This is a genomic window from Mycolicibacterium tusciae (genome assembly GCF_002086795.1).
GTDB lineage: Bacteria > Actinomycetota > Actinomycetes > Mycobacteriales > Mycobacteriaceae > Mycobacterium > Mycobacterium tusciae.
The window spans coordinates 526,465-541,682 of record NZ_MVIM01000001.1 but is presented as its reverse complement, the minus strand read 5'-3'; the positions used below and the strand labels follow the sequence as shown (position 1 = coordinate 541,682).

7 protein-coding genes and 1 pseudogene are annotated in these 15,218 nt (G+C 63.8%); 5 read left to right on the top strand and 3 right to left on the bottom strand.

All coding sequences use genetic code 11. The annotated features are described in order from the left end of the window. Window positions 1-167: 167 nt before the first annotated feature. A complete protein-coding gene (locus BST47_RS02590) occupies window positions 168-1,004 on the top strand; it encodes an alpha/beta hydrolase family protein (RefSeq protein WP_133056192.1) in 837 nt (278 codons plus the stop codon). Beyond that, entirely contained in the window at window positions 1,001-5,386 is a 4,386-nt protein-coding gene (locus tag BST47_RS02585; RefSeq protein ID WP_083123607.1) for an AAA family ATPase, read from the top strand. The genes BST47_RS02590 and BST47_RS02585 overlap by 4 nt, the downstream gene beginning before the upstream one ends. Window positions 5,387-5,735: 349 nt before the next feature. Here the strand turns inward: BST47_RS02585 and BST47_RS31420 are convergent, their stop codons facing one another. Continuing rightward, the gene (locus BST47_RS31420) at window positions 5,736-5,861 is read right to left on the bottom strand and encodes a helix-turn-helix domain-containing protein (protein WP_272937625.1); all 126 of its coding nucleotides are present in this window, start codon (window positions 5,859-5,861) and stop codon (window positions 5,736-5,738) included. A gap of 529 nt (window positions 5,862-6,390) precedes the next feature. Here BST47_RS31420 and BST47_RS02580 point away from each other — a divergent pair. From BST47_RS02580 to BST47_RS31565, 3 genes and pseudogenes are all read left to right on the top strand, one after another. Then, window positions 6,391-6,738, top strand: a complete 348-nt coding sequence (locus BST47_RS02580) for a hypothetical protein (protein WP_133056191.1) — start codon at window positions 6,391-6,393, stop codon at window positions 6,736-6,738. Then, complete coding sequence (locus BST47_RS02575) at window positions 6,725-7,066, top strand: hypothetical protein (protein ID WP_133056190.1); 342 nt, start codon at window positions 6,725-6,727, stop codon at window positions 7,064-7,066. The genes BST47_RS02580 and BST47_RS02575 overlap by 14 nt, the downstream gene beginning before the upstream one ends. A 98-nt stretch (window positions 7,067-7,164) precedes the next feature. Next, a pseudogene (locus tag BST47_RS31565) lies at window positions 7,165-7,379 on the top strand (hypothetical protein); the annotation flags it as partial. 1,485 nt (window positions 7,380-8,864) lie between these two features. Here the strand turns inward: BST47_RS31565 and BST47_RS02570 are convergent. Both BST47_RS02570 and BST47_RS02565 read right to left on the bottom strand, forming a co-directional pair. Then, window positions 8,865-12,023 carry a sacsin N-terminal ATP-binding-like domain-containing protein gene (locus BST47_RS02570; RefSeq protein WP_083123604.1) on the bottom strand — a complete coding sequence of 1,053 codons (3,159 nt, stop codon included), beginning with the start codon at window positions 12,021-12,023 and terminating at the stop codon, window positions 8,865-8,867. Continuing rightward, window positions 12,013-15,159, bottom strand: a complete 3,147-nt coding sequence (locus BST47_RS02565) for a helicase-related protein (RefSeq protein WP_133056189.1) — start codon at window positions 15,157-15,159, stop codon at window positions 12,013-12,015. Before BST47_RS02565 ends, BST47_RS02570 begins: the two co-directional genes overlap by 11 nt. Between the last annotated feature and the right edge of the window lie 59 nt (window positions 15,160-15,218).

Sequence of the window (15,218 nt, the reverse complement as noted above, 5' to 3'; positions counted from 1 at the left end):
CCGATAACAGCGACGGCACCGAAATGAAGCGCCCTGGAGATCCCGGAGACTCTGCTTGTGCAGACACCCATGTCAGGATGCGCCAGCTTGACTATTCAAACCCGCGGTGGAGATTGGTCGTTACTATCCCGACAGTTGCAGGTCAGCCTGTACGGCAGGAGGTTCCGGTGGCGGCAGTGGTCGGTGTTCACGGCATCGCGCAACAGAGGTCTGGTCCCGAGCGTCAAGCCAGACTGTGGCGGGACGCGTTTCACCGCGGACTGAGGCGTGCGCAATGTCCCGAAGATGAGTTCCCGTCGTTGGCTGTGCCGTTCTACGGACATCTGTTTCGGGACGGGTCAGGCTTCCTTGACAGCGTTGAGGAGCACGCCTGGGACGACGAGGAGATCGCGTTCGTGGCTGGCGCGCTGGACGAGCTCACCGCAGGAATGTCCGAGGCTGAGTTGGACGAGCTAGTGGGAGCTTCCGTTACCCTATTTCCCCCTGCGCTCATTCCTCCTCCGCTGCTTCGTGGGTTAGCTGCAATCGACCGGCGCTGGGGTACAGGTCGCGGGCTGCTGCTGGTCGGTGAGCTGCGCCAAGTCAACGCTTACCTCTTCGTGCCGGAAGCGGGCGAGCAGATCCGACAGATCGTGACCGATATGGTCAACGCCGATACCCGTGTGCTGGCCGGGCATTCCCTGGGCAGTGTTATCGTCTACGACCTAATACAGCGGGGAGCCGCCCCCCATATCCGGACACTGGTCACGCTGGGCTCACCGCTGCCGCTTGCCACCATTCAGTCGGCATTGCCACAGCAACCGGCCAGTGCAGTTGTGCCTAGCACAAATCTGTTGTGGTTCAACGTCCATGACCCGTGGGACGTCGTCACGGTCGGTAAGGGGCTAGCGCCACATGCCCAGGACATCCCGGTTACTAACCGGCGTAGCGACCCGCACGCCCTGTCAGAGTACCTGAGCCGCGAGGAAACGGCCCAGGTGATTATTCTTGGCCTGGCTGAATGAATCAGCCAGGCGAGGACCAGTGGAGGCGGCGGCTGGTCACGATCGCCGTCCGGGACTACCACTACGCGCGCGACGACTTCGCCGCGCGTATCGACGCCCAGGTCGAGACAGTTTGCGATTGGCTAACCGCCCCAACGCTTCACGGCCGCGAATTCCAGCACGAATCACTAAACCCCGGAACACGCTCACATATAACCGATTTCGTCGCGGAACAACGACTTGACAGCGCCGATGCCGACGATGTGCTGGTGTTGTATGTCACTGGTCACGGCGTCAAGGGGGGGAGCGGAAATCACTATCTCGTCTTACCTGACAGCGTCGAAAAGGATCCTCTGCACACCTGCTATTCCACCGTGGACCTGCTTGCGGTGGTTCTGGGCTCCGGGGCCGAACACGTCCTGATCATCGTGGACTCCTGCTGCGCTGGGGCCCTAGATTCCCAATGGGCACTCCTGAGTAAGGACCTCCCCAAGGCCCGCCGTGAACTTAAGACTTTGATGGTCCTAGCCACTGCCGACTTTGACACCAAGACCCGCGTCGGCGAGTTTGCGGATTTGCTGCGCCTGGTCTACGAGCGCCTCCAGGGCCCCGCCGAGATCAAGGGAAGTTACCTCACGGTCAACGAGCTGTTCACCGAGATCGGATCAGTTCTCACCCAACACCCCGAACTGGGTGAACCGATGTCGATTTGGCCTCGATCAGTTATGCACCCGACCTGCACCCCCTGCCTGCCCAACCCCGCCTACGTGCCGCCGATCGACCTAGTCGATGCCTCCCGCCAGCAGGTCTCGATCACCCAGGCGGAACTTGACGACTACTGGACCTCACGCGCCTCAGGGCGGATTTCCAAGGAGGATCCCGGTTGGTACTTCTCTGGACGGGTCGAGTTGATGGAGTCCGTCGTCGAATTCTTGCGCGACGGGGAAGGAATCCAGATCATCGCCGGTGCGGCAGGGTCTGGCAAATCAGCAATCCTGGCCCGCGCCGTTACCCTGTCTGACCCGCAGTTCCGTCGCAATAATCCCGCAGTGCTCGACGGCATCAGCCCCGCTGTTCTGCCTCCGGAGGGATGCATTGACGCGGCCGTCCTCGCCCGCGAAATGGACACCGAACAGTTCTGTGTTGAACTACTCGATTTACTCGGCGGCAGTCGATCAACTTCGGACGAGGACGCTTTCCAGCAGCTGAAGGCCCACCTCATCGCCAGGCGGAAACGCCCCCTGATCGCTGTCGACGGCGTTGACGAGTCGACCCATCCCGACCGGCTCATCACCGGCGTCCTCGCCCCGCTGGCCCGGCTCACCGATGACGCCGGGACACCTCGGGTGCAGTTCCTGCTCGGCTTGCGCACCGGGGAGAGTGGCTCCCCAATCAGCGACGAAGATTCAGGCCTACTCGGTCTGCTGCAGCGGGCAGTGCAGGGAACCGTGCTAAGCGTGGTTCGAACCGATGAAACACCCTCTGTAACAGCAGATATCGGCGCGTACCTAACGGCACTGCTGAGTGTCAAAGGCCCGTACGCGGACACCATCTCGCCAGACGATTCAGTAGTGAAACTCGTTGCCTCTAATGTATCGCCGTCATTCCTCGACGCCCGGCTGGCCGGCGACCGGCTGCGCGACGCAGCCGGACAACAAGACCTGTCGGACCCAGCGTGGTTAGCGACCCTGGCGGACGGCACAATATCGCTATTCCACGCCGACCTCACCGACACCGCCGACACGCTCCAACATCCAGCTGAACACCTCCTCGCGGTGCTACAGGCGACCGCTTTCGCGAGGGGACGCGGCGTGCCCTGGGCCGACATCTGGCCCACCATCGCGGAAGCCATCTTCGGTGGGCACTTCGCGAATATCAACGAGGTCATCGGCGAGGTACTGCACAGCAGACTCGCTGGCTATCTGACTCAAGACGTCGAGGACGGCCGCGTCGTGCATCGGCCCAACCACGTCCGCCTCGCAGAGGCCTTACGCGACAAGTCATTTCCTGCGCACGACGACCATGGGCAATCCGAGACCAGCAGTGAAATCCACGCGCGGATCGCGAGAGCGCTCGCTGGTTTGGTCGACGACACAGGACTTGCCCCCCCGCACCCCTACCTCGCCAGACACCTGATCGACCACGCCCACCGCGGCCGCGTACTCGATGACACTCACGTGCCGGCCGCCGTGCTGCCCTGGGAGCCGGGGGCGAGGGTTCGAGGGTTGCTCGGAATGCCGCCACCGGCCAATGCTTCCAGCGGCAGACTCGCGGCCTGGGCGAGTATCGAACCGTACCTCGGAAACGTCGACATACCGTCACGTCGGATGTCGCTTGCCTTCGCTTCCGCCAGCGCCGGACTGCCGCTCTCACCCTCTGTGGACGCGGATCCGTTCACACCGGCCTGGGCTCACTGGCAGCTCCCGCCCGGCAATGTTGTCGCCGCCAGCACGTACAGCCAGGCGGATTCGATGCTGATGGCAGGACTACCGTTGCCCAACGGGCGGGTGCTCCTTGCTACCGCCGGGAGCAGCGATGGGACGGTGCGGGTTTGGGACCCGATCGCCGGCACTGCTGTGGGGGAACCATGGCTTGCTCACGACGAGGCCATCACAGCGGTCGTTACGCTGCGACCGGATGACGAGCCGCTGCTACTCGCTACTGGCAGTGAAACCGGGATGGTGCGGGTGTGGGACCCGATCGCCGGCACTGCTGTGGGGGAACCATGGCTTGCCCACGAAGACGGTATCAACGCAATGACCGTGCTTCGCAACCCAATTCGGGGTAGGCGGCTTCTTACAGTTGGGCACGACCAACGAGGAACGGTACAGCTCTGGGACCCGCTCACCGGCGCACCTGCTGGACGCGCTCGGCGCGCGCAGCATGTTGTGAGCGCGATGCTCGTGTTACGACTAACTGATTCGCGGCAGCTACTAATTACCGGTGGTGCCGATGACGGAATGGTACACATACAGGATGCGGACACTCGCGGAGCTAATTGGAAACAAATCGAGGCTCACGACGACAGTGTGACTGCGATCGCGGTGCTGCGGCTTGCCGGCAGAAGACCGGTGCTGGTCACCGCGAGCTTGGACGGCACGGTGCGAATGTGGAACCCGGTCCTCTGCACTGAGGTGGGAGACCCGTGGTACGCACACGAGGATGGCGTCAGCGCAATGGTCGTTGTTCAGCAGCCTGGCGGGTCGAAGCTGCTTGCCACAGCCGGCATAAGTGACGGGATGGTGCGGGTGTGGGATCCGGTCGACCGCACTGCTGTGGGAGACCCATGGCACGCACACGGTCAAGGCGTCAGCGCGTTGGTCGCCTTGCCCCCGGCGCGACCTGGCCAGCGGGTGCTACTCGCCAGTGGCGGCGGCGGACTCGACAGGACGGTGCGGCTGTGGGATCCCCTAACCGAAGCCGCTCGAAGGCGTGTGCCTGCCGACGACGACGCCGTGAGCGCATTGGTCGTATTGCGACAGGTTGGCGGGAAGGTGTTGCTCGCCAGTGGCGGCGGCGCCTTCGACGGAACGGTGCGGCTCTGGGATGCAACTACGGGAACTGCTGTGGGACAACCGTGGCAGGCCCACGAGTCTGACGTCCTGACTACGTTGGTCACGATGCGCCTGCCCCGTAGCCGGGTTGTGCTTGCAACCGGTGGCATTGATGGGATGGTGCAGTTGTGGAATCCATTCAGCGGCACCGTTATCGGGGATCCATGGCAGGTCAACGACCGGGGCGTGAGTTCGTTGGTCACGATGCGCCTGCCCGATGGGCGGGTTCTGCTTGCCGCTGGCGACAGTGATGGGATGGTGCAGGTGTGGGATCCGCTCACTGCCACGGCTGTGGGGAATCCGTGGCACGCCCACGACCGGGGCGTGAGTGCAATGATTGAGTTCCGGCTACCTGATAGGCGCGTTCTGCTTGCAACCGGTGGGTTTGACGGAATGGTGCAGGTGTGGGATCCGCTCACTGCCACGGCTGTGGGGAATCCGTGGCACGCCAACGACCATGACGTCAGTGCGCTGGTTGTTCTGCCGCAGCGCGATGGAGGAGCGCTACTCGCCGCCAGCGGCGGCTTCGACGGAATTGTGGGGGTATTGGACCCCGTCGCTGGCACTGCTGTGGGGCAACCCTGGCACGCCCACGACCGGGGCGTGAGCGCGATGACGGCGCTGGCGTTAGGAGGCGGGCAGGCATTGCTGGCCAGCGGAGGTTCCGATAACGCTCTAAAGGTCTGGAATCCCACCGATGGATCGGAGATCGCCAGAATCGTCACCGGAAGGGGCATCCGTTCACTCGCGACATTCGTGGAGAATGCGCGCCGTTACGTGGTCGTCGGTGGAGACGGCGGAATCGCCTGCTGCACCGTCAACATTCCAGCATCACCTGCCGATCCCTGAGTCGCATAAGCGTGGGAGTGAGCATCTTGGCATGGATGACGCTGCACGGGGCAAGCCGCGGAACCACCCGAACAACAGGCGGGTCGAAACGGGGTGAACGTTCGCGCCTAGACCGCCCGCTGGTTCACGCCAGCGACATCAGGTGGTCGCGCACCCGGTCGTTACGTTGCCATCAAGTTGCCAAGACACGGGCGAACAAGGTGGACACGGTGAAATGAGGTGAACATTCGCGGGGCTGTGAACTGCACGTATTGGACACCATCGAACAGACGTGCACTCAGTCCTTTCCCTTTACACACCAGCGGTCGGCGGTTCGATACCGTCCGCGCCCACTTCAGTGACGTGCCGCCTACTGAGCGAGCTGCACGTGCGAGGACAGCCCGAGTTCGGTGTAGACCTGGGTGAGGCCCTGCACCGTCCGGGGTGAGACGAACAGCAGTGCGGCGACGTCGTTGCTGGCGGGGCCTTGGCTCATGGGCTTTACCACGTCGAGCCCACCACGGAGTTTGAACGGGCGGGGCTACCTGTTGTGCGCCCGGTCCCATGCACTGCCAGCCCTCAAACGTGGTCTGGCCGCTCGGGCCATTTTGGTGTGTTTGCATCGGGGGCAGACCACCTGCCCCGCCCAGCTCGAGCATTCGAAGGCAGGAAGGCGACTATCGCGAGGCCAATGACTCCAAGGAACAGGCCGAGTGCGGCAGGCCATCCGGGAATTCGGTTTCTCCGCCGCCCGATGATGGCCGCGAGAACGGCACAGACCATCCGACGGCGAGCTCAACCGGCCTCAGATTGTCGGTGTTCAACACCGGTCTGCCGTCGGGCCGGCGGTCGAGCCAGGCTAATCATCTTCAATGGGTGAGCCATCAGATGGTTTCCAAGAAACGCATTGACCAGCTCAACACACCCCGCGGGGAACCCCTCCCCCCATTTCAACCCGCCACGGCACGGACACCACATCCACCTGGCTGCACGCATAAACGCTGGCTCGTTCGTAGAATTGACTGATGGCACGATCTGCTGCGGCGCGAAAAGTGTTGCGTGATCTGGATAAAGAACTGGCCGCCGCTTCGGCGCGGCAGGGCCGAAGCCTGGTTTGGAGTGCCCAGGAAAGGGCGATCTTGGCCCAGATTTCGTCGATTTTGGACCGAAAAGCCGAATTTCTGGAGCTGTATGAGGCCGCCGAGGACACCAAGACGAAGCTGAAGATCAGCGCGGAGGTGCGGCTGCTGGAGCAGGCCGCGGCTCGGCTGCTTCGGGGCTTTAATACGGACATTCCGCCTGCGCCGACCGTGCGGACGGTCATGGCCAGGCGCGCCGCCGCGGTCCGCTGGGACCGCGATGCCGCGCGTTGATGCCGGCGCCGGCGGTGGTGGATACCGGTTGCCGGGGGTGTACCGCGCCCTCCTTGATCAGGAGCGGGCAAGGGATGGGCGCCCCGATCCGCGGTACGCGTTGATCGATGAGTCGCACCGGCCGCCGCTCGAGGAGCAGGTGCGGGAGCGTTCGCCGCTGTTGCTGCGGCTGCAGGCCGGCCAGCCGGTGATCATCCCGGCCTGGAGGCTTGGCGGGCACAGCATCCCGACGCCGGCGGATGTGCCGCTGTTTACCGATAGGACGATCCCGTGGTTGAAAGTGGCCGCAGATGACGTCGTCAGCCCATCCAGCCGCACTGCTGGCTGATTCGCGTTCGCGCGTTCAGTGCCGCGAGCGGGCTCGAAACGGACGCCGATGAACCCTATGCTGGTCCGACGAACTCGATGACGAATTCGCCGGTGATCGAGGTCTGCCGACGTCTCGACGGCATGCCACCGGACATCGAGCTAGCCGCAGCGCGCGTGCGCCCTATACGTCACGAGACCTTAGGCAGCTTGCATGACCGTTCGCCCCCTTACCGGTGGTGCGCGTACCGCGCGGTGCGCCGCCAACAAGCCGTGCTGCGCCAGTGGACTGGTATGCCTTGGGGACAGACCCGAATGAATCTTGTTTCCGCCGGCAGTCGGATGGATGACTGTCGCGCCGGGGATAACGAGAGGGCGAGATGAGACGCCTAGAAGAGATCGACTAAGGCGTCGAGGCCTGGGCCGAACGCCACCGCATGATGGGCCGCCACCCACGCCCTGCGCCAACGCCCGCGAACCAGAGCGGTGGGACACATCTACCCGTAACTCCATTGCTTTCATCAGCAACGGCACGGGTCCTCGCCGCGGCCTCATAGGATTCGGCCATGCCGTTGACAAACGGTCACACCTTCGCTGGTTGCACCATCATTCGTCAGCTGGGGTCTAGAGGGATGGGCGAGGTCTACCTGGCTCAGCATCCGCGACTTCCGCGACGCTCTAAAGGTCTTGCCTGTAGAGCTGTCCGCAACCGCGAGTTTCGCTTGCGCTGGCGGCGACCCTATATCACCCTCATATCGATGGCCTTCACGACCGAGGCGAGTGCGACGGGCAGTTGTGGATTTCCATGGACTACATCGACGGACCGGATGCTGGACGTCTATTGCGCGACGGCTATCCAGCTGGCATGCCGCGGTGAGCCGTCGTCGAGATCATTTCCGCCGTCGCTCAGGCCTGGATTGTGCCCATGAGAGGGGCTTGCTTCACCGCGACGTCAAACCTGCCAACATCCTGCTAAGCGGTGATGAACCAAAACCCGGCGAGTGTTGTTGGCAGACTTCGGCATTGCCCGCAGCACGACGGAGGTGGTCAGACTGACGAAAACTAATATGCCGCAGGAACAGTCAATTATGCCGCCCCCGGACAACTAATGGGCCTGACGCTTGATGGCTGTAGCGATCAATACGCCCTTGCGGTTACGGCATATCACCTTCTGACCGGCTCGCTTCCGTTCAATACTCAACCCCGCAGTCACAATCAGCCACCATCTCAACGCCAGTCCTCCACCGCTGTCTCGATCGAGGCCAGAAACTCCCTGTGGTTGACCCTGTTGTGGCGCTTGCGCTCTCGAAAGAGCCTGCCGACCGTTTCTTAACATGCATCGACTCCGCGCACGCCCTAGCCAGTGCGCGGATCAAAGGCGTGCGCCCGCTACATCTTCGCGACCTACAGCCGAAACACCCGTCGCCGGGAAGGGTTCTGCGCGAGGCGCGACTGAGGAGGGCCCTAAGCCGTCGGCCACCAAGAAGCTATCGACAAATCTGCCGCCAAAACCATTCGAGGTTCACGAGCCAAGATCGCGTTGGCCTGTAATCGTCAGCACGACCGCGCGTCGAACGGAATCACCGATATGCCCCCCACAACCACGAGCACAACCAGTACGGCCACAAGCTCGCCCAGCGCTTCGCATGTCAGCCGCTCTGGCCATTCGCAGCCCAGCAGGAGGCGGACCGCTGGCTGCGGGAGGACACGTCCCGCGGCATCACGCCATGGCACGCGGACCCATATCGGTTGTGCCGCAACCGAGCTGGAATCGTCCCCGTGAGCGCATCAGGCTTTGGTTCTTGGCCGCCCGATCCGTTTCATTGCGGCTCCACTGATTCTGCGGCAAGCAGCGCCCCGAGATCGATCAGGTGACGCTGGGCGAACCTGATTGAAACTGGCTCCCCGCAGAGCTCGAAGCTCGCGGTTCCACCATCGGGAAGATTGACGGCGTCCCCAGCGAGTTCTCGCAACTCGTGCAGGATGTCAACGGCCTTAGAGCTGCCATGAAGCGTCTTGGCGAGGCACGTCGGACAGAGGCAGAGGCTGTTGCCCGGTGTGTCGAGCCAGCGTTGCTCGACGCGCGACACGATGTATCGCGCCTCGAAGAACGGCTGGCCGTCGCGGCGGGGGAACGTTGCTTGACAGATCTGGCATCGCCCGCCGTAGGTGTGCAGAAGGTAAGCACGGACTGCGGGATCCCGTGCCTCCCAGACCTTCCGGGAAAGGAGCTTGAAGCGGTCGCCGCGCGACGGCTCAGCCTCTTTAGAGCGCGCGAGCGCCTCTGCGGAGCGTTCCTGCCTTCTCTCCGGGTTTGCCGCTGCTCCATCGCCGTCGAAGTCTTCGACCTCGGCTTCCCCTGGTCTGTTGAACGCATCGAAGATGCCCTCGGCGACGTCGATCGACTCGTTGTCCGAATCGTTTTCGTCGTGCATCCCGTCCGCATCGCCGCCTTCGTCGACACGGGCTCCGCGTTCCCGCTCGCGTGCCTCCGCGACGGCCCTTTTCAGCAGCTCGGGTTGCCGCCGGAGCAGGTCCAGGTCGTCGCTGTCGATCCCGAAAAGATCTGCTACCTCATCTGCTACCCCATGCGAGACGGTCGGTCGCATCTCAAGAACTCGCGCGAGCACCTCGTCCCTTGGGTAGGACGGGTCGAGATCGTCCAGTGTGACCTCTTCTGGCCTGCGCCAGTTGCCGTCGAGATCTAGCAGCCAGTGGTGCTCGGCAAGCAGATCGGCCACAGGTGAGTTGACTGTGTGAGTCCACGAGCCCGAGTAGTCCTTGCGTGGGCATGTCTCGACTTGACCACGGATTGGTGCATCCAGCGATGAGATCAGTTCCCAGACGAGGAGTGAGCGCTCGAGGGTCGGATGCTCGAGCGCGTGCTCCAGTCCATCGATCTCAAGGCCCGGGTCAAAACGGTGTCGCCCGCGTTTGTGCCAGCCGTGCTGCCTCGTAACCGTCACGTAGCCGTGCCAGTCAGGGTCTCGTTTCCGGATTTCAATGTCGCTCTTGACTCCGAGACGTCGCCAGAGAGCGATGTGACGAAGGGATTCGTCCGTCAGGAAGAACACGTCTTCGTTCCCCTCCATGAAGACCTTGAGCCGCTCGGAAGGTTCATAGCATTCCGTGGGACGACACCAGTACCGCTCGTTGTCGGTGGGGTCGGAGGCCAGCAGGAACGGCGTGTCGATGAGCTCGTCTATGAGTGCGTCGAGCTTCGCGCCGGTCGCTCCGGTGAGCGCTGCGGCGATGCGATCGAGATTGGAAGTGCCCTCGTCCTGATTGGGCATCTCGCCGTCGCCGCGATAGCGCGGCAGGATCGTGTCCATGACTTCGTCCGCCGCGTCGGGCTCGGTGAGACCGAGGCTGCAAAGGAAGGCGAGCGCCTCGGGGTCGGCGGCGACCGCTCGGTCGACGACCGGGTAGGAGGTTTCGCCGTCAGGGGGCAGCCACACCTGAGGTCTGCCGTCGGCAAAAGCCGCGATGTACTCGCCGTCGCTGCTTACGATTACTGGTTTCAAGCGGAGAGTTGCATGCAGAGCTGGCTGTGCGGCGAGCCATCGGTACAGCGAGATGATCCACTCGGTTGATTGCCGGGCAAGGAAGCTTGGTTCGATACGGCGACTGATCGCGCCGGGATCGAGCTCCATGCCGGGGACAAGCGCCGGTATTTCCGGATCGGAGCCCCATGAATATGGCGGTCGGTGCCCTACCAGGTAACGGTGCAGGATATGTGTCCGGTCGGCAGAGATCCCGGCGACTAACCAGGCGACCTCACCGTCGGCGTCGAGCAACTCGCCGAGTTGCACGGGTGAGAACAGTTCGCGCAGACCTGCGCCCCGGGCGAGCCGAACCTCTGTTGCGGCCAGGTAGCGGCCGTCGGCGGTCGGCAGGAGCGGACGGTCGGTGAGCGCATCACGGACCGCGTCGTAGAGTGGGCGAAGCAGTTGCTTGGGCGAGAACTTGGCGGTTTCGAGCGGCAAGGTCTCAAGCACGCCGACCGCCAGTAAACCCATCTCCTTGATCGCCTCCAACGCCTCAACGGTCAGCGCGGCGACGTCGGCGACAAGTCGCCGGTTCAGCGGGTGGTCGTCACGGACGTTGTCCCTCGCTGCCGTCGGGACGAACGGTCCTTGGATGAGGAAGCCGACGTGGGTTTCGCGTCTCGTCGGGAAGAACGCGACCAACTGAGTGTCGTCCGCGGGAGTGATCAGCTCGGCACCGCGATCGTCGCGGGTAAGGGCGAACGCGACCTCTACTGCGCCTGGATCGATCCCGTCGGCAAGGTGGACCTGCCGATCGAACACCAGCCACTCCTCCTCAGATTCCGAGTCGGCGCCGGCCAGCAGGGAAACCCTTCGAGCCTCTCGGTCGGTCCGCGTCTCGCGCAGAATATGGTCAGAGAGGCCGCCGGGCGCGAACCATTGGAGCTCGGTGAGATTGCTGAGAAAGAGAATCGTCCGACCGCTGAGTCGCTGCAGCCGGCGGGAGATCTGGTCGACGGCGTCTTGCGGCGTCACGTCCGAGCGGTCAAAGGGAAGGATCTGTAGCGTCGACCAGCCGGCTCCCGGGTCGACCGGGTCGGCTCGATGCGGGAGCACGTAGTCCTGGACTTGGAAGTGCTCGTCGCCGCAGTGCACGGTCGGTCTCGACGTGTACGCGTAGACGGATTTGAAGCCGACTCCGAAGCGCCCGATCTGGTCAGGGTCGTCTTCTTTGGTTGATTCCTTGATCCCGCAGATACCCCGCACGTCGGCCTCAGTGAAATGGCGCCCGTCGTGCCTGACCTCGAGCCGATCGGGATGCAGGTCGAATCGCACCCGAGTCGCGTGCGCGTCTTGAGCGTTTTGCAGGAGCTCCAGCAGGAAGTGGGTGCGGTCGGAGTAAAGGTCGACGAGAACGCCGCCGAAGTTGCCGACCTTCCTTCCGTAATCGAGGCGGTGCTCTTCCCGGATCGCGGCATAGTCAGATGGCATCGCGGACCTCGACTATCCCCATCGCGATTCGGGTCGAGACGATGTCGGCGTCGCGTACGCGCTCCAGCTCGGCGTGTCGACGTTGGTGCTCATGGCGATGGCGCTCGCGCTCGGAGGTCTTCATCCTGATGATCTTCGGATCAGTCGACCCGCTGAGCACGGAGTCGAGCTGGGCGAGCAGGCCTCGGTAGAACAGATCCAGCGAGGCCAGGCGCTGATCGACAAGCGCACTGTTGGTTTCCTGCAGTTGGGCGATGGCCGCTTGCCGAAGCTCGTGGGCGTGGCGGTCGAGCGCGTCTGCGGCTTCGGCCGACACAGGTCCAGGCGCGAACTCCGGAACCGCGTCCGCAAAACGGACCGCTGCCAGGAGGCGCTCGGCGACATGGTCAGCCGGGGTGGCGTTGTCGAATCCGACGGCTACCGGTACGAGTCGCGCGCCCGGCCGGGCGGCCAGCTCGTCCCAGCGTTCGAGCGCAAACAGGTATCGGCCTGTCGGAATCGCAGCGTCGGTCAGCGACAGCTGCACAACGAGCGGATCCGTGCGGGTCCTCCAAAAGCTCACGGCAAGCCGGGCGAGCGGGTGCACCGGCGTGACAAACTGGATCTCCCGCCGCGCAACGGCGAGCTCCTGGTCGAACGTGAGGCTGACCGGCGCCTTGCCGCCGAGCGCTTTGCGCAGCTCGATGGCGGTTCGGTCGGAGCGAGGTAGCCGAGAGAGCATTGACCGCAGCTCCTCTCGGTGCTCGGCGAGTCGGAGCTGGAGCTCGAAAACAAGACCCGTCGAATCGAACGGCTCAGGGCGCAGCCAGCCGCCGTGTAGCTGATCCCTCAGGAACCCTTCGACTATCTCTCGGAGCTCCTCGGCGGTCACGAACCGCCCTCGTGCGTCAATCGCCTCGGCTTCGTCGACGAGTGCGGCGTCGAGTCCGAGCAGTCCCGGCGCCTCATCCTCGAGCCGACGCTGCTCGTCGGCCCGACGGGTGACGTTGTCGGCCTCTTGTCTCGCCCTATGGGCGGCCTGCTCCGGGGTGAGACGCGGATCGGCAGCCAGCTGGTTGAGCGCAGCTGTGGTCTCGCCGAGTACCGCTTCGAGGTCGCCGACTGTATCGCGGAAGATGCCGAGGCGCTCGTAGCAGCGCATGAAGACCCGCTCCTCGACCGTGCCGGGTGTGACGAAGTTGAAGATCAGGACCTTTGGGCTGCGCTGACCGAAACGGTCGATGCGGCCGATCCGCTGCTCGACCCGCATCGGATTCCATGGGATGTCGTAATTGACGACTCGATCACAAAACTCGTAGTCGAGTCCCTCGGCTCCGACCTCGGTTGAAAGGAGCACGTCGATCGCATCGCGATCGGCGCGCGGCAGGCGGAATCGTGCACGCAGGGCCTGCCGCTCGTCGTCGTCGACGCCACCGTGGACAACGGCGATCCGGGTTTCACCGGTGCGTACCGCCCGCTCCAGATAAGCGATCGTCTTGCGGAAGGACGTGAACACGAGCAGCTTGCCGGGCCCGTCTTCGGCGCCCAAGGTGTCGCTCAGGAGCTGCCGTAGTCGATCTAGCTTCGGATCCCCCGGGGGCAGCCGGCGCGCCTGCTCGAGCAGGTCGGCCGCCTCGCTTTTGAGCTCCGGCGGCAGCAGAATCTCCCCCTCATCGTCTTCGCCGTCGGAATCTCCTCGCGAAGCCAACTTGCCGGTGCTGACGACCTCGGCGAGGCTTTCGACAACCCCGAAGAGGCAACTCGCTGCCTGCCGCTCGATCTGGGAGAGGACCAGGTTGGCGACCGAGCTACCGTGTTGAAACTCGAGCACCTGTCGTCGCCAAGCGACGAGGTTGTCGTAGAAGGACTGCTGCTCGGCCGTGAACGGCACCTCGACGGTTACCGGCTCGCGTTGCGTGAACGGTCCGATGTCCCTGCGGCGGGTCCGGTTCATGACCAGCGCAAGCGAGTGCAGCTCTTCAAGGTCGCGAAGGCATGTCACCCGCTCCTCATCGCCCATCGGCTCGGCTGAGCGCAGTCGCCCTGTCCAGTGCACGAACTGTGGAGCGCGGACGAGCGCCTCGGCTCCCCATGAAGTCCTGCTCGCGGATTCGAGTGCATTCGCTGCCGCGTCTTGCCACGAGTCCTCGGGTGTTCCGGTCCGAACGTGGCGCATCGCGTTGGTTATGTGGCGGTTGGGCTCGACCATCCGCCGAAAGGTGTCGTAGTTGGGGAAGAGGTCGGCGCGGAGAAGCTGCAGGAGCGTGAACAGGTTCTCCGCACCGGTGTGCACCGGGGTCGCAGAGAGCATCACGACCGCATGGGAAATCGTGGTCAGGTACCGAGTGGCGTCGTAGCGCGCCGCCTCGGTGTTCCTCATGTGGTGAGCCTCGTCGATGATGAGCAGATCGAACTGGGGAGGCTGCTCGAGCGTCAGCAACCCGGGCCGGCGCTCGTCACCCTGCAGATGCTCTTGTCGCTGGATCAGTTCCATCGGCAGTATCGCTCGTGCGGCTTCGCTCGGCCAGCCGTCGATGTCGGCTTCTCGGAGGCAGTGCTGGAGAGTGGCCCCGTCGAGGATCTTGAAATCTTCGTCGAAGCGTCGCATCTCGGAACGCCATTTGTGCACGAGGGATCGCGGGCACATCACAAGGACGCGCTCGACGTTGCCTCTGGCTTCGAGTTCCTTGAGGATCAGCCCGGCCTCGATCGTCTTGCCGACCCCCACGTCGTCGGCGATCAGCAGCCTGGGCTGGTCAGCCCGGAGGAGGCGTAAGAGAGGCTTGTATTGAAACGGAACGTGCAAGATCCGCGCGGCCCGCATCGCATACAGCGAGTCGACGGCCGGGTGGGCGAGTCGCTCACTGGTGACGCGGGCACGAAACTCATCCGGGGGCACACAGCGGCCCTGCTGAAGCGCCGCGATCAGGCCCTCCGGACTCTCGGACCCACTGCGATCGGGGACGAGCTGCTTTTCGTCGTACTCCCTTTCGTCTGGCCCATGAAAGACGCGATAGCGCGGTTGCCCGGAGCCGTGCGGGATCACCCGGACCACGACCCCGACCTTTTGGGCGTCGACACGGAGCGCAACCTTCTCGCCAACCTCGAACCGCGCAGCCCGACTCTGGGTGACGCCGGCCAACTCCTCGTCGTCCATCAGCACACGCTTTCGGTGGTCGCAGGCGCCCCCCGACCGGCGGATGGCGCCGATTGACG